Origin of the sequence: Paenibacillus urinalis (genome assembly GCF_028747985.1) — a bacterium.
Classification (GTDB): domain Bacteria; phylum Bacillota; class Bacilli; order Paenibacillales; family Paenibacillaceae; genus Paenibacillus; species Paenibacillus urinalis.
In genome coordinates this window covers 1,881,101-1,900,873 of record NZ_CP118108.1, presented here as the reverse complement: position 1 = coordinate 1,900,873, position 19,773 = coordinate 1,881,101, and the positions used below count along the sequence as shown (strand labels likewise).

22 protein-coding genes and 1 other RNA gene are annotated in these 19,773 nt (G+C 44.2%); 12 read left to right on the top strand and 11 right to left on the bottom strand.

Annotation, left to right across the window (positions count from 1 at the left end):
* Positions 1 to 25 precede the first annotated feature (25 nt).
* Positions 26 to 451 carry a M67 family metallopeptidase gene (locus tag PUW25_RS08820; RefSeq protein WP_274336923.1) on the top strand — a complete coding sequence of 142 codons (426 nt, stop codon included), beginning with the start codon at positions 26 to 28 and terminating at the stop codon, positions 449 to 451.
* Here PUW25_RS08820 and PUW25_RS08815 read toward each other — a convergent pair.
* Together PUW25_RS08815 and PUW25_RS08810 are read right to left on the bottom strand one after the other, a co-directional pair.
* Positions 437 to 1,174, bottom strand: coding sequence for an exonuclease domain-containing protein (locus tag PUW25_RS08815; RefSeq protein WP_047909847.1), 738 nt, complete (start codon positions 1,172 to 1,174; stop codon positions 437 to 439). The two genes, PUW25_RS08820 and PUW25_RS08815, sit on opposite strands and share 15 nt — an antisense overlap.
* Positions 1,171 to 2,256: a DUF294 nucleotidyltransferase-like domain-containing protein gene (locus tag PUW25_RS08810; protein WP_047909848.1), complete on the bottom strand. Its 1,086-nt coding sequence runs from the start codon at positions 2,254 to 2,256 to the stop codon at positions 1,171 to 1,173. The genes PUW25_RS08815 and PUW25_RS08810 overlap by 4 nt, the downstream gene beginning before the upstream one ends.
* Before the next feature lie 420 nt (positions 2,257 to 2,676).
* On the opposite strand from PUW25_RS08810, the gene PUW25_RS08805 reads away from it, so the two are divergent.
* Together PUW25_RS08805 and PUW25_RS08800 are read left to right on the top strand one after the other, a co-directional pair.
* Positions 2,677 to 3,105: a MerR family transcriptional regulator gene (locus PUW25_RS08805; RefSeq protein ID WP_047909849.1), complete on the top strand. Its 429-nt coding sequence runs from the start codon at positions 2,677 to 2,679 to the stop codon at positions 3,103 to 3,105.
* Between the two features lie 35 nt (positions 3,106 to 3,140).
* Positions 3,141 to 3,809, top strand: coding sequence for a zinc metallopeptidase (locus tag PUW25_RS08800; RefSeq protein ID WP_370510307.1), 669 nt, complete (start codon positions 3,141 to 3,143; stop codon positions 3,807 to 3,809).
* 24 nt (positions 3,810 to 3,833) lie between these two features.
* Here the strand turns inward: PUW25_RS08800 and gltC are convergent, their stop codons facing one another.
* Both gltC and PUW25_RS08790 read right to left on the bottom strand, forming a co-directional pair.
* Positions 3,834 to 4,745, bottom strand: a complete 912-nt coding sequence (gene gltC, locus PUW25_RS08795) for a glutamate biosynthesis transcriptional regulator GltC (protein WP_047909851.1) — start codon at positions 4,743 to 4,745, stop codon at positions 3,834 to 3,836.
* Between the two features lie 92 nt (positions 4,746 to 4,837).
* On the bottom strand, positions 4,838 to 5,452 hold the full coding sequence (locus PUW25_RS08790) for a rhomboid family intramembrane serine protease (protein ID WP_047910219.1): 615 nt from the start codon (positions 5,450 to 5,452) through the stop codon (positions 4,838 to 4,840).
* 99 nt (positions 5,453 to 5,551) lie between these two features.
* Here PUW25_RS08790 and tpx point away from each other — a divergent pair, with 99 nt between their 5' ends.
* Positions 5,552 to 6,070: a thiol peroxidase gene (gene tpx / locus PUW25_RS08785; protein ID WP_047909852.1), complete on the top strand. Its 519-nt coding sequence runs from the start codon at positions 5,552 to 5,554 to the stop codon at positions 6,068 to 6,070.
* Positions 6,071 to 6,153: 83 nt separating this feature from the next.
* On the opposite strand, the gene PUW25_RS08780 is transcribed toward tpx, so the two are convergent.
* From PUW25_RS08780 to PUW25_RS08770, 3 genes are all read right to left on the bottom strand, one after another.
* Complete coding sequence (locus PUW25_RS08780; RefSeq protein WP_047909853.1) at positions 6,154 to 6,549, bottom strand: DUF1499 domain-containing protein; 396 nt, start codon at positions 6,547 to 6,549, stop codon at positions 6,154 to 6,156.
* Positions 6,550 to 6,739: 190 nt separating this feature from the next.
* Positions 6,740 to 6,930, bottom strand: a non-coding RNA gene (gene ssrS / locus PUW25_RS08775) — 6S RNA.
* 126 nt (positions 6,931 to 7,056) lie between these two features.
* Positions 7,057 to 7,845, bottom strand: coding sequence for a YesL family protein (locus tag PUW25_RS08770; protein ID WP_047909854.1), 789 nt, complete (start codon positions 7,843 to 7,845; stop codon positions 7,057 to 7,059).
* Between the two features lie 300 nt (positions 7,846 to 8,145).
* Here PUW25_RS08770 and PUW25_RS08765 point away from each other — a divergent pair, with 300 nt between their 5' ends.
* Complete coding sequence (locus PUW25_RS08765; RefSeq protein WP_177178626.1) at positions 8,146 to 8,283, top strand: hypothetical protein; 138 nt, start codon at positions 8,146 to 8,148, stop codon at positions 8,281 to 8,283.
* A gap of 58 nt (positions 8,284 to 8,341) precedes the next feature.
* On the opposite strand, the gene cshA is transcribed toward PUW25_RS08765, so the two are convergent.
* Positions 8,342 to 9,931, bottom strand: coding sequence for a degradosome RNA helicase CshA (gene cshA / locus PUW25_RS08760; RefSeq protein WP_047909855.1), 1,590 nt, complete (start codon positions 9,929 to 9,931; stop codon positions 8,342 to 8,344).
* Positions 9,932 to 10,250: 319 nt separating this feature from the next.
* Between cshA and PUW25_RS08755 the strand changes: the two genes are divergently transcribed.
* The 3 genes from PUW25_RS08755 to PUW25_RS08745 all read left to right on the top strand — a co-directional run bounded on the left by PUW25_RS08755 (position 10,251) and on the right by PUW25_RS08745 (position 12,977).
* The gene (locus PUW25_RS08755; protein WP_193745971.1) at positions 10,251 to 11,072 is read left to right on the top strand and encodes a YitT family protein; all 822 of its coding nucleotides are present in this window, start codon (positions 10,251 to 10,253) and stop codon (positions 11,070 to 11,072) included.
* Between the two features lie 186 nt (positions 11,073 to 11,258).
* Positions 11,259 to 11,447, top strand: coding sequence for a hypothetical protein (locus PUW25_RS08750; protein WP_170862358.1), 189 nt, complete (start codon positions 11,259 to 11,261; stop codon positions 11,445 to 11,447).
* 171 nt (positions 11,448 to 11,618) lie between these two features.
* Positions 11,619 to 12,977, top strand: a complete 1,359-nt coding sequence (locus PUW25_RS08745; RefSeq protein ID WP_047909858.1) for an MATE family efflux transporter — start codon at positions 11,619 to 11,621, stop codon at positions 12,975 to 12,977.
* A gap of 77 nt (positions 12,978 to 13,054) precedes the next feature.
* On the opposite strand, the gene pfkA is transcribed toward PUW25_RS08745, so the two are convergent.
* Together pfkA and PUW25_RS08735 are read right to left on the bottom strand one after the other, a co-directional pair.
* The gene (gene pfkA, locus PUW25_RS08740) at positions 13,055 to 14,026 is read right to left on the bottom strand and encodes a 6-phosphofructokinase (protein WP_047909859.1); all 972 of its coding nucleotides are present in this window, start codon (positions 14,024 to 14,026) and stop codon (positions 13,055 to 13,057) included.
* A 23-nt stretch (positions 14,027 to 14,049) separates the two neighbouring features.
* Positions 14,050 to 15,078 (bottom strand): tetraprenyl-beta-curcumene synthase family protein, encoded by a 1,029-nt coding sequence (locus tag PUW25_RS08735; protein ID WP_047910220.1) that lies wholly within the window; start codon positions 15,076 to 15,078, stop codon positions 14,050 to 14,052.
* A gap of 340 nt (positions 15,079 to 15,418) precedes the next feature.
* Between PUW25_RS08735 and PUW25_RS08730 the strand changes: the two genes are divergently transcribed.
* On the top strand, positions 15,419 to 16,756 hold the full coding sequence (locus PUW25_RS08730) for a multi antimicrobial extrusion protein MatE (RefSeq protein ID WP_047909860.1): 1,338 nt from the start codon (positions 15,419 to 15,421) through the stop codon (positions 16,754 to 16,756).
* Between the two features lie 137 nt (positions 16,757 to 16,893).
* Here the strand turns inward: PUW25_RS08730 and PUW25_RS08725 are convergent, their stop codons facing one another.
* A complete protein-coding gene (locus tag PUW25_RS08725; RefSeq protein WP_047909861.1) occupies positions 16,894 to 17,091 on the bottom strand; it encodes a cold shock domain-containing protein in 198 nt (65 codons plus the stop codon).
* A 163-nt stretch (positions 17,092 to 17,254) separates the two neighbouring features.
* On the opposite strand from PUW25_RS08725, the gene PUW25_RS08720 reads away from it, so the two are divergent.
* The 3 genes from PUW25_RS08720 to pepF all read left to right on the top strand — a co-directional run bounded on the left by PUW25_RS08720 (position 17,255) and on the right by pepF (position 19,715).
* Entirely contained in the window at positions 17,255 to 17,488 is a 234-nt protein-coding gene (locus tag PUW25_RS08720) for a hypothetical protein (protein WP_047909862.1), read from the top strand.
* A 6-nt stretch (positions 17,489 to 17,494) separates the two neighbouring features.
* Positions 17,495 to 17,677 carry a hypothetical protein gene (locus PUW25_RS08715; protein ID WP_052511674.1) on the top strand — a complete coding sequence of 61 codons (183 nt, stop codon included), beginning with the start codon at positions 17,495 to 17,497 and terminating at the stop codon, positions 17,675 to 17,677.
* 247 nt (positions 17,678 to 17,924) lie between these two features.
* Positions 17,925 to 19,715: an oligoendopeptidase F gene (gene pepF, locus PUW25_RS08710; RefSeq protein WP_047909863.1), complete on the top strand. Its 1,791-nt coding sequence runs from the start codon at positions 17,925 to 17,927 to the stop codon at positions 19,713 to 19,715.
* Positions 19,716 to 19,773: the final 58 nt, after the last annotated feature.

The window sequence follows — 19,773 nt, the reverse complement described above, 5'->3', positions numbered from 1 at the left end:
ATGTCGAATCATTAGGAGAATAGAGATGATTATTACACAAGAAGTATTTACGGCACTGGAAAGGCATCTGGTTGAAAAATATCCTTATGAAGCTTGCGGCATACTTCTCGGCCATATGGATCAGCATCATGTCATCCGCCTGCTTCAATATATCCCGGTCCCGAATACCGCACCTGACCCATTACACCATTTCGAGCTGGATCCAGGCATCTGGGTTAAACACGTGCTTGGCACACCCGATATAATAGGTTTATTTCACAGCCATCCTAATTCGTCACCTTATCCTTCGCCTGACGATCTGGAATCACTCCAGCAATATGGCGCCTTGCTCAAGACTTATCTCATTGGTTCATTAACTTATGATAAGAAACAAATGGAGCTCAAGGGATACACGATCCAAAAAAGTGGAGAGAGGCTGACTCTTATTGAATCTTCACTAAGCATGACTTAAGTGGTCATACAAATCGGATAGGGTATGAACCTCCATCTCAGCGATATCATCCAAATAACAACCCCATAAGCGTGCCGTCATCATGGCATCCTTAAGCGCATGGTGTCTTCCGTGAATGGGAATTCCCCGAGATTCCAGACATTCATCTAGCCCGTATCCATTCCGCTGAGGCTCCAGCCATCTGGCCAGCATCATCGTATCAATAACCCGATGACTAAGTCTCACTCTGGAGGTCTTCCATAATGCCGCATTCAAAAAGGATTTATCATGAGCGCTTGCATGAGCTACCAAGACACGTCCACCTACAAAGGACATAAAGTCATGAAGTCCCTCCAATATTGGCGGAGCATCACGAGTCATATCAGGTGTAATACCCGTCAATTCGGTGATATGTTCTGGTATAGGGACTTTGGGTTTGACCAGCGTATAGAACTGCTCATCTTCAATAATCTCACCGCCTACTACCCGAACTGCACCAAAGGATAGGATTTCGTCTCCATGCTGCGGCGCAAAGCCTGTCGTCTCCAGATCGAATACAACCGCATCCAGCTCGGATAAAGGTGTTCTGAGCGCTTCTGGTTTCCGATTCTCCCGCATCAATGAACGTAAAAAGGCCATCTGCTGTGCGGTAGGGGCGCCGAGCATAGAAGCGATTGCCGAGGGCACCCCTCCCTGCCTAAACGAGTTCCAAAAACCGTTATTGCCCCTTACCGGGTCTTTCATGGGCGTCTCCTCTCCACAAATCGAAGCTGTCGCTGTAGGTTACGGTGCACTTTTTTCACTGTACTTAAACCTTCCCTAAGCTCATACAGAATCGTTCTTTGTTTTAATTGTTCTTCTCCAATGTAGCCGCTGCTTGAAATAATACCATTCTCATCTTCAACCTCAGTAACTCTCCTCAGCTTCAGAGCAATTTTAAAGGCATCTTCACATGCATCCACTGAATGAAGAGGAACCGCTTCAAGCCTGGCAAGCTTGTTAAGACGTTTAATCGTGTTCGTATCCCTTAGTCCGTTCAGCAAGGCCATATAACGAGCACTGTTAACAAGCGGAATATACATGCCGTATTTGATATCGAATCCGCCAGCATGCTCACCAAACCTCTCGGTTACCACGCGCCCCAGGATGTTCAGGGTTGCCTTGTGCTTTACCGTATTTCTCAATACGGCCGAGGCAAGATCTGGCGTAGATTGGAACAATTGGCTAAAGTGACTGCGAAAATCCTCTGATAAGGTACGCTCTCCACCTACATGCCTTAGATCTGCAGCGATGATCAAGTATCGAACAGGCTCCCATTTCAGATCATCTGTCCAATCCGCAAGCTGCTGCTTCCATGAGGCAAGCGTTCGTCTCCATAAAGGCTCCGAGCACATGACCTTACCTTCACACTTGGCATAACCAACGGCTTCCAGTGAATTAGATACCCTCTTGCCCAGCTCCTGAAAGTAAGTCTCCTTGCCTGGATGAGGCAAGTCGCTAATAATCATGCCATTGTCCTGATCACTCCACAGTGTAGCCTCACCTCTGCCAGAGCTCCCAAATACAACAAATGCATAAGGCACAGGCCGCAGCCCATATCCTTCAGCTTCCATCTCACTCTCACATATTTCAATGACTTGTCTAGCAATACAATCATGCAAATCATTTACCATCTGATACCATTCAATCAAAGATACTGTTGCTGCTAGGTCTTGCAATTCCTCTTGCTTCTGCATTCGAGCTTGTTTCAGTGCAGGTATAGAATGCACTTTCTTCAAATCATCCAATGAGAATGAAGCTTTGCCCGTAGATTTCAGAGGTTCCATAGATCTGTCCCCCTAGACGTGTTCCTCTTCATCATACCATGATAGGCCGAAAAGGTGTCGTTCGAATTAGTATTTGAGATAACAATATAACTGAGTTGAGCTTAAATATTTGCTAATGATACTAGGAACTCTTGACATACAATTCAAGAAAACACGTGTTTATGTATAGATCAATGTTAATTTTAATAACATGTAATGAAAAATTTATTCCCATTGCAATTATAAAAGAACACCCATACATTGACAAGAGTATTTTTAAAAGACGATAACCACCGGAATCCCGTGTTGCTCTCGTTGTTCACTGGAAAAGCGTCACGTTTGACTGTATGGTTCTAGATCATGTATCATGTTTATGTAGAGTTATCATGTATCATGTTTATGTAGAGTTATATGGAAAGGTGAGTGTTTTGGGATGGGGATATGAAGCTGTATCGAATCGGTGAATTGTCAAAGGCTGCCGGTGTCAGCGAACGTACAATTGACTACTATACGAAGCTTGGATTAATTACTCCAGAGCAGCGTACTCAGAAAAATTATAGATTATATAATAGTGAAACCTTAAACCGAATTGAACGTATTATCCAGATGAAACTAGAGAAGTATAGTCTCGAAGAGATCAAGACTTCTTTAGATAAGTGGAGTAACGTTTCGGCTAATGAACAAGTAACCAGCAAGCTTACCAGCTTGGAGATTCATGTAGAGCAGCTTGAACGTGAGATGAACGAGCTCAAGCCTCTTCTCGAGGAAATGAAGCCCGCTCAGCAGCGTAAAGTCGTCACTGCTCTTCTTACCAAGAGTGCTGCTTGCATGGAAGCACTAAAAATTATGCTTGAGAGCTCCATGATGTAATTTCATCTTAATAGAAGTATGGGGGTATGGTGTGTATGATGTTTGTATTGCTGATCTTAGCCATCATACTGTCGGTTTGGGCGCAATTCCGCGTTCAAGGGACATTTAAGAAATGGGCTAAAGTAGATAATTCAACCGGTTTGACAGGTTATGATGTAGCCAGACACATGCTGGATACGAACGGTTTGCATGATGTTCCGATTGAACCCGTAAGAGGAGCCTTATCAGATCACTATGATCCAATTCATCGTGTAGTCCGGTTATCTGAGCCAGTATATTATGAGAGAAGCATATCGGCTGTAGCTGTTGCATCTCACGAGGTAGGACACGCAATTCAGCACAAAGAACATTATCCGATGCTGGTCCTTCGTCACCGGATATTCCCGATCGTTAATTTTGCATCCGGTATTGCTCCTTTCCTTCTATTGGCAGGCTTTATCTTCAACGCATTCAACTTGATTGGTCTAGGTATTATATTCTTCTCCGTAACTGTAGCCTTCCAGCTCGTTACTCTGCCAGTCGAATTTAATGCTAGTAACCGGGCTCGGCGCATTATTGTCGAAGAAGGTTATGTACGAAGCGAAGAAGAACGCGGTGTAGGTAAAGTGCTTAACTCCGCAGCTCTCACTTATGTAGCAGCTGCACTGATTTCGTTACTCGAACTCATTCGCTACATCGGTATTTTTACGAGCAATCGCGAATAGAAACGCACAAAGAACCCCGGTCAATTATTTGACCGGGGTTTTGCTGTTGTCTAGACCAAAATAGTCGAGCAAGAACGTTCGAAATGACTGCGCTACTAGCGGAAGCTTCTCATCGCTACGATGAATGAGCCCAATCGTTCGAGTCACTGTTGGACTCTTGATACGAACTCTGGCAGGCTGAAGCGGGTTTGTCTGAAACAAAGCCATCTCCGGCAGCACGCTTACGCCCATTCCCGCCGCGACAAGCCCCCGAATGGTATCGGTCTCTTCACCTTCAAACGCGATTCGAGGTGTAAATCCTGCCTCCAGACACGCATGCCATACGATAGGCCTTAATGAGTAGCCTTTACTGAACAATATAAACTTATCATCTCTCAGTTGATCTAATGTAATTGATTCTTCTGTAGCGAGAGGATGATTCTGAGGTAAAATGGCAAATAATTCTTCAGTCAGTACGATATCCCCTGCAATTTGATCATGCTTCTCTGGAAACGGGGATACAAAAGCCAGATCAACCTCAGCAGATAATACATCTCTAATTAAAGTCGGGAACATCCCTTGCTTGAATTTAAACTTAACGTTAGGATAGCGTTTACGGAACTCTGAAACGATCGTCGGAATCAGATGAATACCCAGGCTGTGCGGGAACCCGATTCGAATCTCGCCTTTTTCCGGATCAAGAAACTCATGAACCTCTCCAACAGCTCGATCCAGGTCTTTCAGAATACCCTCAACTCTTTTGCAAAACAATTGCCCCACAGGGGTTAGCTGTAGATTACGCCCCTTCTGCATGAACAAGTCGATTCCGAGTTCTTCCTCTAGATGATGAATTTGTCTGCTCACTGCGGATTGTGCCACATGCAATTCCTCCGCAGCCTGCGTTACATGCTCTTTCTGCGCAACTTTTAAAAAGTATTGCAACTGTCTAAGTTCCACTCGTTCAATCGCTCCAATCTGCTTAAAACAATCCCAAGTCATTCCATGGAAAGCAGTTCATGTCTTTAATGTATCATGACATCCAGAATGAATCAACGGCGCTTTAACAGTCTGATGATCAGACCATATAGGAAGAAACCGCCGATCAGTCCGCCCAAATGAGCAGCCATATTGATGTTGGCAACACCAAGTGAAAAGATAATACCAAAGCCGAGAATGGTATAAATCGTTTTTCTCGATGCATCATCCATTAGGTTACGTTGAAACAGAACGATATAGAGAAATGCACCGTATACTCCGTAGATGGCTCCTGATGCCCCAATGGACAGGGTGGGATTCGTTAAATTATTATAATAAGCCTGTGAAATGATATTTCCTACCAAACCACTTCCGATATATAGTATTGCATACCGCCAAAAGCCAAGAAGCCGTTCAAGCGGCGGAGCAAATACGAGAAGAGCAAAGCAATTAAACAACAAATGGGAAAAGCCTGAATGAAGGAACATCGAAGCAAATAACCGCCATATCTCTTCATTCCATGGTGGAATATTAGTCAGCGCACCATATTTCATAAGAGTAAGCGCATCATTCGGCCCACCGTCAATTAACAGCACAACATACATAATAATATTCGCTGCAAGTAGTATTGAAGTTATTGGGTAATATCGCAAATACCCTTTCCAGTTCTCATATCGTAAAAAAATCATGGCCTCATCCTTCCATTGTCCTGTGTTGGACATGAGCTTCCTATAAAGATTATAATAGATAGTGTCCAAGATCACCAATCTCAAGGAGGTACATAATAGATGACTCAAGAACGTACAGGTGTAGCAGCTTTTAAAGGCAATCCGATTACACTGATCGGCCCGGAACTTAAGGCTGGTGACCCAGCGCCGGATTTCACTTTAAATCTAAATCTGCTTGAAGAAGCACATTTGTCAGACTATGCAGGCAAGATCAAACTAATCAGCGTAGTCCCTTCTCTTGACACAGGGGTCTGCGATACACAGACTCGTCGTTTTAACGAAGCGGCGGCTGATCTAGGCGACAATGTTGTCGTTCTAACGATTAGTGCTGATCTTCCATTTGCTCAAGCGCGCTGGTGTGGTGCAGCAGGCGTCGATAAGGTCATTACCTTATCTGACTATAAGTCTAAGTCTTTCGGCCAGGCTTATGGCGTACTGATCAAAGAATTCCAGCTCGACATGCGCTCCATATTTGTCATTGATGCAAACGACAAAATAACTTATGTGGAATATTTGTCCGAAATGTCAGAGCACCCTAATTACGAAGCAGCCATTGCAGCGGTTAAAGAACTGCTCTAATTAACGCAGCGGAACTGGATAGCTCAACACAATACATGCAAAAAGCGAGAAAAAGGCGTGCCTTTGTCTCGCTTTTTTGGGTCTTATTCGCCTACAACCTTGTGTTTGCCGATCTTCTTATCTATGATATCGAACAACTGAAGAATAATGCGGTAATTGGACCCCAGATCACCCATCGAACCTCTTGAAGCTGAATAAATATCAATGGCGCTTCGAACAGGTGTGACCTGAATAATGGACACGGTAATATCTAGCGTACGTCCAAACGATGTTCGCTTCTCCATAGTAATCTCCCCAACTGAGGGCACTTCATGAAGAACTTTAAATCCAGGAACCTTCTTCATCAGCGATGATATTTCTTCCCATGCCTTATCCTTAGACAAATTATAATAGCGTGTCTTCATTTTTGGATCCTTGGCGCGGTCACTTGTTCCTTCCATACTGCGAACAATGCCGACTAGTGTTCTTTTGAGTGACAAGACCCTTCCTCCTTTGTATGTAGCCGTACCTATAATCTCTCTTTAGTGTATCATTGTTAACTCCTTAGCAAAAGACATAATCTACCTCTCCCGCTCGGAGACACGTCACTACTTATAACAACAAAAAAGACATCCCCAAATGTACCCTTATGTAGAGTACGTGTGAGATGTCTCTAAAATTCATCCAAAAAGGATACCCGCTAATGCCGTCCGATTATATTGTCTTCTGAACCTGCTGTAGCAGGTGGGTGACCGCAGAAATGGTTATGAAGTCCCCATGTCATATAGACAGGGCAGGTCAGCTGCATTTCGTATTGATCTCCCGAGACATAGTCATTGGTTCAAAACAACGAATAACCGAAACGAACATCGCAGGATGTAGAAACATTATATCGCTATTCTACAAAAAAGTAAATGTATGATCAGCAATTGCTAAAATTCTTGCTAAGGATAAAATCATTTATCCTTCTAAGCAGCTCAGCTATAAACAAGTCTTTGCAATGCTGTTTATTTTGTATTGTCCTGTGGCCTGGAGTCCGTCTCTAACGAATCACTCTCCTGTGACTCGCCTTCTTCCTCACGGCTGGCCTGCAGCTTCTCAGCCTGCTCCTGCATCTTAGTGAACGTAGCATAGAAGTTAAAGAAGGCAAACCATGCGATCAGGCTTCCAATAAAGAAAAAGAACAATGCAGGGTACTGCATGCCGATGTAGCATAATAGTCCGGCACCGAGCAGTGATGAAAACACACGGAACGGCCGAATCAATGTAATCAGTACGGCATTTTTAATGATCATTCCAATGGACATATGATAATGTACTACCATCGAGAAAAAGTTGAACATCGACACACATAGCAGAAGCAGCAGAATCAGCATAATTATTCCGATTAACTGGAGGTTCTGGAATTGGGTCATATAAACCGTATAATCCAAATACATAATGACCACCAGCAGTGTATAGAAAACACCGCCGATCATGCTTTGCTTGTAGTTTTCCTTATATCCTGTAAAAAATGTTCTCATAATTGGTACATCTGTATCACCCATGACCCATTTACGAACTACATTAAACAGCGCAGATGTTGCAGGGAAAAATGTAAACGGTGCCACAATACCCAATGCCCAGTTCATTTGAATGGATTCATTCGTCATTCCTTGACCCATAACAAGAACCTTAATCACCAAAAAGAAGAAAAATGGCGAGGCACACAGTACCCACAATAGGTTCGATGCTGCGAATCTTGTTATCCACTCCGTCAGGCGATATATACCACCCATAGCTCCTTTAAATTCCAAAACACGTCTCCTCCTTAACACATACGCGAGGCTCATTCTCTCGCCTGCATGCATCATCTTAGGTGATAATCTCTCGCTAATTCACATTAACTTAACCTACCTATAACTATACAGCATAACCGTACGCAAAAGCTAGACCAACGCGGAAATCTCGGCTTAAATACACTTCTATTAACAGAAGATCAAGATAACAGCCTATTTTGATAATTCATGGGCAGTCGTCTAATCAATCGGTACAGTTCTACCATAGGATATTGCGTAGTCGATGAGCCACTTCACTTTATAAAGGAGGTGACTGCAATGTCCTATGGATACGGATGCGGAGGTCAGGTTGGTGGTGTTTCTACTGGCTGTGGATACGATGGCTGGTTCTCTCTTGGAACAATTCTCGTATTGTTCATTCTGCTTGTCATCATTTCCAAAACTTTCTTCTGCTAATAATCACAAATAGAAAAAAAGACGAAGCATAAGATGCTTCGTCTTGTCTCTCTATTAATTATTGAAACGAGCTGTCGTCACGACGGGTTGAGGGTCTGCGATTCTCGTTATTGTTGTTGTACGGACGGGATTTGCGATCGCGATCGCGGTCACGGTTGTATCCACCGCTTCCGCCGTCTCTTCCGCCATCTCTACGATTACCGTATCCGCCTTTATTGCCGCTTCCGCTTCCGCTTCCGCCTCTGTTGTATCCACCGCCGCTACGGTTACCATAGCCGCCAGAAGGCTTACGTCCACTGGAACGAACATCTGGCTTACGGCGTTTAGCACGAATTGGATCCTCAGGAGTCAACTCAATGGCTGCATCCTTCTTGTCGCCTGTCAGCAGTTTCAGCGCTGCGGACAAGAGCTGTACGGAATCATATTGCTCCAATAGCTGAATAGCGATACCTTTGTATTCGTTAAGCTCTCCGTCTTGTACAATTTCCAGAAGGCGTTCAGCAGTTACACGTTGCTTCCCTTCAATCGCTTCAGCAAGTGTAGGAAGCGGTTTGCGTGGAATACGATGACGTGTTACACGCTCGATGAAATGCAGGTGGTCAATCTCACGTGGTGTTACAAAGGACCACGCCGCACCTTCTTTACCTGCACGACCTGTACGGCCGATACGGTGTACATAGCTTTCCGGATCCTGCGGAAGGTCAAAGTTAACAACATGAGTCACACCAGATACGTCTAGACCACGTGCTGCAACATCCGTTGCAACGAGTACATCAATACTTCCATCACGGAATTTACGCATTACGGTATCACGCTGATTCTGAGACAGGTCACCATGAAGTCCATCCGCAGAGTAACCACGTTTTTGCAGTGCTTCGGACAATTCATCAACACGGCGTTTCGTACGACCGAATACGATCGCAAGCTCAGGAGATTCCATATCCAGCAAACGGCTGAGTGCATCAAATTTCTGACGTTCAGGTACTTCGATATAAGCTTGATCAATAAGCGGTGCACTTACTTGCTTCGGAATAACAGATACGTGTTCTGGATTGTGCAAAAATTGTTGAGCTAGCTTCTGAATGTTAGGAGGCATCGTTGCAGAGAACAGCATCGTTTGACGATCATCTGGAACTTGCTTCAAGATCGACTGAATGTCTTCCATGAAGCCCATATCCAGCATTTCATCTGCTTCATCAAGCACGACAGTTTGTACATCTTCAAGTTTGATGGTTTTGCGGTTGATATGGTCAAGAAGTCGACCAGGTGTACCGATAATAATTTGAGGCTTCTTCTTCAATGCACGAATCTGACGAACGATATCTTGACCGCCGTATATAGGAAGTGTACGGATACCTTTGAAGCGGGATAGCTTCTCAATCTCTTCTGCCACTTGGATGGCAAGCTCACGAGTTGGCGCCATGATCAGCGCGCGGATCTTCTCATCCGTTTTGGAAATTTTGCTGATAAGCGGGATACCAAAGGCTGCAGTTTTACCTGTACCTGTTTGGGCTTGACCAATCAAGTCGCTGCCAGTGAGTGCAACGGGAATGGATTTGGCTTGAATTGGCGTTGCTTCTTCAAATCCGAGCTCGGTAATTGCCTGCAGAACCTTAGATTCTAGATTAAATTCTGAGAAAGTTGTCAAATTTATTCAAACTCCTTCTATTATGGTGGACATTATCCACTTCATTTCTCTGTATTCTTAAGTAGCGTTAATATATAGGCTGTCCCATCATGCACGATAAAAATGGGATGGCATGATCTCACAATTTCACTATAGAGAGAATAGATTCTCTCCCGAATCGTCTAAACTACATATGATGTTTATTGAAACTTACTGAAAACAAAACATGCTTTTTTCGAAAAAAGGCGATCTACTCAAGAACATCCACAAAATATTATATCACAAAACAATTTACAATTACCAGTAATCAATATAGTATGATACTTCTGAGGTGAAATTGGTGCTAAAATTAACTACAAAATCGCTAATCGTATTTCTAGGCGGCGCTATTATTGCAGCAGGATTCAACCTGTTTCTGCTGCCACATGAGCTGCTTAGCGGAGGAATATCAGGTATATCCATGCTCATCGGATATTTTACTCCGCTTAACTTTAATGTCATGTATTTCGTATTCAACATTCCACTGCTCATTGCAGGGTGGTTCTTGCTGGGCCGCAGATTTATCAGCTTCAGCATTATAAACGTTATTGCTACGACCTGGATGCTGAATGTTCTGCCCGTGACTGCAATTGCTCATGACCAGCTGACTTCTGCTGTGTTCGGAGGTGTACTTATCGGCGCTGGAACAGGACTTGCATTTCGTGCCGGCGGCTCTTCCGGCGGTCTTGATATCGTCGCGTCCATAATTACGAGGTTTCGTGATTTTCCGGTGGGAGCCGTCATTGCCGTCATGAACGGAATGATTATTCTGCTCGCCGGTTATTTGAACAACGACTGGAATATCGCGCTGATCTCGGTGCTCTCCATCTACATTACCGGTAAGGTGCTTGATTTGATTCATATTGGACATGTGAAGGTTACCCTATTTATCGTTACCAATGAGACAAATAAAATGCTTGAACAATTGTTACCAAGACAAAGAGGTGTCACCAAGATTAAGACCCAGGGTGCATTTACGGATCATGAAAAAGACATGCTCATGACGGTTACTACCAAATACGAGCTCGATGAGGTGAAGCAGATCATAAGAGCTACTGATCCCAAGGCTTTTGTCAACATCGTGGAAACGGTAGGAATAATGGGCTCGTTCAGAAGAAATTAGATCATTTGTCAAGTATAATTCTAATTATTTTTGTGATATAATAATGGTGCGTCGTTCCTATTAAGTGCAAGCCTTCTCATGAGGACCTTTTTTATCCGGGTATTTCACAGGCAACTGGCTTTTCCGAGGCAATGAATGATTCTTCTCGAATGATTCTTAGTTAGGGAAAGGGTGATTAATGTGGAAATGGAAAGGGTAAAACTGTCAGAAATCGTCATGAAATGGTATCCGGAAATGCTTCCGACCCTGCGGCAGAACGAACTGAATTCATTCATTGTGCTAAGGGACGGTTTCGGATTACTCGAAGCAGAGGATGCAATGGAAATTATTCAATACAGCATCTGCGAGCATCAAGACGACTCCTATCTTCAATAATCTTTTTAAGTAAAACCACCGCTTCTTCGGCTGCCATCGCTGCCGGGGGAGCGGTTTTTTAATGCTCACCCTCTACCCTTCATAAATAAATCTGTTCAAATCAATCGTTATGTTTTAAAATATTTTTTTGTGCCATCAGTAAAATATAATTCATCGCTTGGAGATCAGCATATGAATCAGACACTTAACAACGCTCAAAAGTGGAAACAATTCTTCGTCATATTGCTTCCGATACTTATCACCCAAATTTCTTTATCAGCCATGACGTTCTTTGACACGAACATGTCCGGACATTTTAGCCCTGTGGATCTGGCCGGCGTAGCCATTGGAAGCAGTCTGTGGATCCCTATTCAAACAGGCCTCAGCGGTATATTAATGGGTATCACCCCGATTGTCTCCCAGCTTGTTGGGAGTGGGGAGAAAAATAAAGTCCGGTACAATGTCATACAAGCGCTGTATCTTGCCGGAGTCCTCGGAATCGTGGTCATTGCCGCTGGCATGATTCTACTGAATCCCATTCTTCAGTTCATGAACTTGGAGCAAAGGGTCGAGGAGGTGGCCTTCTACTATCTGTCTGCCATGGCCTTCGGTATCGTTCCCTTATTCGGGTACTCGGTACTCCGTAATTACATGGATGCTTTGGGACAAACTCGAATTACAATGATGATTACCCTAATCTCCTTACCCGTTAACATTTTGCTAAACTATTTGCTCATCTTTGGAAATTTAGGTCTTCCTCAGTTGGGAGGGATTGGTGCGGGTATTGCCTCGGCAGTCACGTATTGGTTTATTTTTATCATTGCTATCTTTTTTGTCCATCGGGTTGAGCCGTTTGCTCAATATGGCATCTTTCGTGAACGACACAAGATTTCAATTCAAAAGTGGAAAGAATTAACGCAGATTGGAGTACCCATTGGGTTTGCCATCTTTTTTGAAACTTCAATCTTCTCTGCTGTTACACTGCTTATGAGCAGATTTGATACGAATACGATCGCGGCGCATCAGGCTGCCTTGAATTTCGCCTCAACCTTATATATGCTCCCCCTGAGCATCAGCATGGCTTTAACGATACTTGTCGGATATGAAGTCGGGGCACAGCGGGCAAAGGATGCGAGAACATACAGCAATATCGGAATCGGATCAGCTGTATTACTCTCACTCATTACAGCGGTCATTCTAATCGTATTTGGCGAACAAGTGGCTGGGATTTATTCTACCGATCGAACTGTCATTGAACTAATACAGCATTTTCTCGTTTATGCCATCTTCTTTCAAATATCGGATGCCGTGGCGACGCCGGTGCAAGGCGCTTTACGTGGATATAAGGATGTTAATCCTGCATTTTTTATAACACTAGTCGCTTACTGGCTGATCGGACTGCCTGTCGGATATTTGACCGCTACCTATACAGAATTAGGCCCTTACGGTTACTGGATCGGATTAATCACAGGTCTCGCGGTAGGTGCTGCAGCTCTCATGTGGAGACTGATCGCTGTTCAGCGTAAGTTCAGCACACCGTCGAATCATTAAATTTGAATTTTATATCAAAAAAAGCTGACTCGTTGATACCTGTGGAGGTAGTTCGAATCAGCTTTTTTATTGATGTGTTATTGAGAAAGACGAATCGCTAGCTCATACATATCCATATCAATAGAGCTCTTCGTATTGACAACAAGGTCAATATCCGTAAGCGTCAATTGATTATTAATAATACCACAAGCTTTGTCCGATTCTCCCTCAATCAGCTTGCGTACAGCAAAGTCACCTAATTTGCTTGCAAGGTTGCGGTCAAACGGCGTCGGCGTACCACCGCGCTGAATGTGTCCAAGCACCGTAACACGCGGCTCGTAAGATGGGCAGCGAGCCATAATCTCTTTGGCCACATCCTCACCCTTACCCACACCCTCAGCAACGATAATGATACTGTGGCGCTTGCCGTGCTCAAAATTCGATTGCATACGCTGAGCAACCTCATCCATATCGAATGGAACTTCAGGTACTAGGATGGTTTCCGCACCCGAAGCAAGTCCTGCATGCAGCGCAATATCACCGCAATGACGTCCCATAACCTCAACAATGGAGGAGCGTTCATGAGAAGTCATCGTATCACGCAGCTTGTTCACTGCATCTACTACAACGCTGACGGCTGTATCGAAACCAATCGTGTAGTCAGTAAACGAGATATCATTGTCGATCGTACCTGGCAGCCCCATTGTTTTGATACCCAGCTTACTCAGCTTGTTAGCACCTTGATAAGAGCCGTCACCACCGATTACTACGAGACCGTCAATACCGCGCGAGCGCAAAACATCCGCACCCTTCTGCTGCCCTTCAAGCGTCATAAACTCCTTGCAGCGAGCGGATTGAAGAACGGTTCCCCCACGCTGGATGATATCCCCTACACTGCGCAGATCCATCGGGAAAATGTCATTGTTCAGCAGGCCCTGATAACCACGCTGGACACCAAAAACCTCCAAACCGAAATACAGACCGCTGCGAACAACAGCACGAACGGCCGCGTTCATCCCTTGCGAGTCTCCTCCACTTGTCAATACTGCGATTCTTTTGACTGCTGTCATTGATGACTTCCTCCTCTTAATTCTCAATACATATGTTTACGAATCCATTTGGAATTGGCTAGAAAAAAGCGCCTTGTGACAGGGCTGTTCTTCAGCAATCTTTTGGATACGGAACGAACTTCCTGCTGCTCACTGACTTTAGGATCAGATAAGTACAGGGCCAGCAGCCCTTCTATGATCATTCGATGAAAAGAACTTGCAGGGATAACTGAAACATCCTCCTGCGCCTTATCCACGATATAGGCAAAACGCTCCATCATCTCATTCTCACTTTCGTAATAATTACAAAAGTTCAAATCACCGCCCTGCCTGTCTTCTTCCTGATCAATCAAATAATCCAGCATGATGTGCAGTCCCGTCACATGCGGAAAATAAGAAGCATGTATGGAGGAAGCTCCATCATCATCAAGATGCGGGTCTGAAGCAGCAAGGAATAGCATGAATACTCCCAGTGTGGAACCCGTAGCTGCTGCGAATTCATTCCAGTTCAGCTCAGGTGTGCGGTGCTTGTGAAGCTCCCACCATTCAAGCAGCGCTTTCTCGCGAAGCTCGGGATGAATGTGCTTGTACACCTGCAGATCGACATACAGACCGGCTAGGTCCGTTACATACGATTGTGCCTGATCGTAGCCTGGCAGCTTCTTTATGCAGGATTGGCAGGTAAGTACCAGGCTATGCAAATATCCTTCATCTTCCTGTTCCTCACGCAGAGCGTAATAGTTCGACAGCTCTGCTTGAGGATTCACTGCATCAAGCATTGATTTATGTAACAGCCTGAAGTCTCCTTCATCCATGGAAGTGCTCCGATCACATAAGTTGTCCAGGTAGTCACTAATCGTCTGATAAGAAACAATAAGAGGAATGAGCACATTCCGCATCGGCAAGTTAACAGCTGCATAAATGGAGCCGCCCTCACAGTGGAACTGTTTGCTTGCTATGCTGGCAAGCGCCTGGGTTCTAAGCTCCTGGTCAGGAATTTGTTCTGCTCTCGTCTTTATTAGTTTAAGCTCTTTTCTTGCTTCAGGCAGTATATATTTATACACCCGATTCATCAATCCGATGGGCCCCCGTGGAACATTGCGATTATGTTGTTTTTGTTTAATCAAATAACGGTGCCTCCACTATGTTATCTACATATTCATACCTGTTCAAACCACTATTATTATAATATGACATGTGAATTTGTACAAATAAACGATAGGAAAAAGTCCATATTACCATATAAAGCGAATACATTTTTTAGAAACAATAGGTCTCAAAATCCATACCACTCCCTAAGCTATATATGAAAGCGTATAACTTATTCATCAGGAACTCGGCAAAATAAGGTTGTTGCGGTGACTATTTATGATATAATTTCCATATTTCAATGTAAAAAGGAGTTTACACCTCATGTCATCTGATGAACCTCTGTCGTGGAGAAGACTGCTCACTTTCTTCATCCCTCTAGGCATATCTGCCTCTCTTGTGACCATCTCTCATGTCATTATTAACAGCACACTAGCGAGATCCGACCAAGCCGAGGTCGTCATCGCAAGTTATGCACTGGCAGGAAGCCTGCTCGCAGTTACCGAACGGCCCTCTACCCTATTGCGCCAAACATGCTCTGCTCTGGTCAGGGACCGGCTTTCTTTTCAAGCCCTCATTTATGTGACCAAAATCTTTCTTGCAGCTGTGCTGCTGCTCGGCGGAGCCATCGTATACACCCCTATTGGGACATCGATCTTTAAGTACTTGTTCGGTGTGGATGAAACTTTGCTTAAACCGGTTATCCAGGTCTATCAAATTCTTATGTTTGTCAGCATCTTCTCTGTCATACGCAATATCTATCAGGGCGTTATTATTACAAACAACAAGACCAAATGGCTGACGATCGGAATGATAATTCGGCTGGCTGGCATGTATTCATTATCTCTGTACTTTATATGGAGTGATTCCGTAACCAGCGGTACGGTGGGTGCGATTATTTTTGCAGCAGGTATGCTTATCGAAGCCGCAGTCAGCTATCTGGAAGGACGTAAAATAGTACAGCACATGCCGGAACAAATAGAAGAGCATCACATCAAGACGAAGGGGCAGGTATTCTACTTCTATAAGCCGCTGCTCTTATCCAGTCTTGTCGCTATGTTTATAGGCCCTATCATCAATATCATGCTTGGAAAAACCGAAGGCATTGCTCTAGCTATCTCCTCATTCGCTATTGCGGGGAGCATCATGCAGCTCATGCTGAGCTTCTTCACCTATATTCATCAGATCGTACTGAATTTCTACACTGAATATCCTAAGAAAGTAAATCAGTTTGCCCTTACCATGGGATTCATTCCGTTTCTCTTAACATTGACGGTAGCTTACACCCCTCTGGGTCCTTGGTTTCTTGAACATGCAATGAATGTTCACGGAGAACTGCTTGAGGAGAGCTTGCGTACTTTGCAGGCCTTTATTTTGTTCACTCTCATTACACCATTCCTCGATTACAGTAATGGACTCATCCTCCTGCGGGGACAAACCAAGACCATGTTCCGCTCCCAGACAGCCAATGCCATCTGCACAACCATTGTGCTCGTTATCCTCGTCCTTGCTTCTCCAGGATTAAACGGAGTTATAGGCGCTGTCGCTCAATCTACCGGCCTGCTTGCAGAGCTGCTGATCGTATGGATGGTTATACGCAAAACGAATCGCGAGCCCAGCTTACAATCAAAGTCATCATCGAACAAATCCATAGATGCTTAATCACATAGATGTGAAGATTGTGTGAATAAAATCACAGAAATCACCAAAAAAGCACAGTCCCCCAAGTGGGGAACTGTGCTCTCAATTTTCGCTTTCATACAAACTTGTATAAGAAATCCGGTAACCGGAACAATTTCTTACAGTTTGATTACGTTAGCTGCTTGAGGACCACGGTTGCCTTCAGTGATTTCGAATTCTACCGCTTGACCTTCTTCCAAAGTTTTGAAACCGTCACCTTGGATTGCTGAGAAGTGAACGAATACATCGTCTCCGCCTTCTACTTGAATGAAGCCATAACCTTTTTCTGCGTTAAACCATTTAACTGTACCTTTCAAATGAACAACCTCCTAAAAATGCCGCCATCTATGGCGAATATCTACATTATACTTTATTGATTTTTACTTTGCAATTAAACTTTTTCGGTTTCCGTAAAATAATTTGCTTTGGCATCAAGGGTAAGGTATCATTTTACCAAAACCGCAAATTGGAGAAATGCACATGATTAAAAAACATCAAATATACAAAAAAGACAAGTGGAATATGATGACTGTAGAGGTTCAGGGACGTTATCTCGTTCTTCGTGAAATCTCAGATCAATGGGGCGAGGAGACTCATACCTTTATGAGCAGACCCGCACTTATGCAATGGGCTGAGAACCGTTTTCCGAAGGAGAACTATAAAGATAATGAAGAAGAATGGACCGAGATTATGAAAGCCTTCAAAGAGGTGTAACTATAAATGAATGTTGGCATGAGCTATGTCATTTTTATTGTTGCCGCCTTCTTGCTGGGCTTTGTCATTATCACGAAGAGAGACAGCATACCCGATAAGCTGCGACGACCGCTTGCCATCGCGGCCCTGATCATGGTCGTGCTCGCTTTTATCCTGATTCTATACAGCATGGTATCACTCGGGAGCTAAAGATCTGAACCTTAGAATTTCAGTATTAGCCATATACTAATGCTCCCTTTCAAATATTTCAGTATAATGTCGGTCATACTAAGCGTTAGTGCCTTAATTATAAGGAGGATACGCTCTAGTGAATGCGAGAAGAACCATCTCCATTGCTGTCATTGCTGCATGCATCCTGTCTCAGACCGCTTCAGCATATGCACAGACTGACCGACCTGAACTGTCGTTATCGTATAATCATCAAAGGAGGATGAATATGAGTAAAGTGTTAAAACGCAGTGAAGTACCTGTAGAGAACCAGTGGAAACTAAGTGATATTTTCGAGAGTCAAGCTGCCTGGGACAAGGAATATGAAGAAGTCAAAACGCTGGCTCAGCAGGCTGGTGAATATCAAGGTAAGCTGGACAACGAGAACAGCATAAAGTCCTGCTTTGAGCTGGAGGATGACATTTCACTTAAGACTGAGCGCTTGTACGTTTACGCTCATATGCATCATGATGAAGATACAGCCGATCCTACATACCAATCCCTTCTGCAAAAAGCAAAAAAATTAAGCGTTGGGGTCAGTGAGTCCCTATCGTTTGTCGTGCCGGAAATTCTGGCATTGCCTGAGGATAAGCTAGACGCGCTCATTGCCAGTCCAACGCTCAAGCCATTTAAATTCACACTCGTGGAAATGAAACGTGAGAAGGCGCATGTTCTCTCCAAGACAGAGGAAGCACTGCTTGCCCAAGTCGGCAATCTGTCTCAGGCACCGCAAACGATCTTTGGTATGCTGAACAATGCAGATATGAAATTTCCGAAGATCAAGGATGAGAACGGCAACGAAGTGGATCTCACTCACGGCAGCTACATTCAGTTTCTAGAGAGCCCGAATCGGGAAGTCCGGGAGCGTGCATTCAAGGCTGTGTACAACACCTACGCCAAGAACAAGAATACGATTGCCGCTACACTGAATGCGAATGTAAACAAAAACATTTTCTATTCCACAGTACGCAAATACCCTTCCGTCATGGAAATGTCTCTCTATGGGGACAACATTCCGAAGGAAGTGTATACGAACCTGATCGATACCATTCATGAAAGTCTGCCTTTGCTGCATCGTTATATGAATTTGCGCAAAAAGCTGCTGGGTACCGACGATCTCCATATGTATGATCTGTTCGCACCACTGGTAGAGGAATACAAGATGGACATCACATATGATGAAGCCAAGAAGACAGTTAAAGAAAGTCTAAAGCCGCTTGGTGAAGAGTACTTGACTGCGCTTCAGGAAGGCTATGACAATGGCTGGATCGACGTGTACGAGAATGAGAACAAGCGTACAGGTGCATATAGCTGGGGCGCTTACGGCACTCACCCTTACGTGCTGCTGAACCATAAGGATAATCTGAACAGCATGTTCACACTGACACATGAGATGGGTCATGCGCTCCACTCGTATTTCTCAGACAAAGCTCTGAAATACAGAGATGCACAATACACGATCTTCCTTGCAGAGGTCGCTTCTACAACAAACGAGGCCTTGCTCATGGATTATCTGCTTAACAAATCAACAGACCCCAAAGAGAAGCTGTATCTGCTGACCTATTATGCGGATCAATTCCGCACTACGGTGTTCCGCCAAACGATGTTTGCGGAATTTGAGAAGATCATTCATGAGCGGGCAGAACAAGGGGAATCTCTGACTCCTCAGCTGCTGTCTGAAATATACTATGATCTGAACAAAAAGTACCATGGTGAAGGAATGGTTGTGGATCAGGATATTGAGATGGAATGGGCTCGTATTCCTCACTTCTATACCAGCTTCTATGTTTATAAATACGCAACCGGCTTCTCGGCAGCGACCAGCTTTGCGAAGCAGATCCTCGAAGAAGGCGAGCCGGCTGTTGATCGCTATCTTGGCTTCCTGAAGAGCGGCGGCAGTGACTATTCGATCAATATTCTGGAGAAGGCCGGGGTGGATATGTCCTCTCCAGAGCCGATCCGTGAAGCTATGGCTGTGTTCGAAGATGTTATATCGCAAATGGAGCAGCTTACTAAATAAAGCTTCAATTTCAATGATCCCTTGCCAATATCGGCAAGGGATTTGATTATGTAAACAT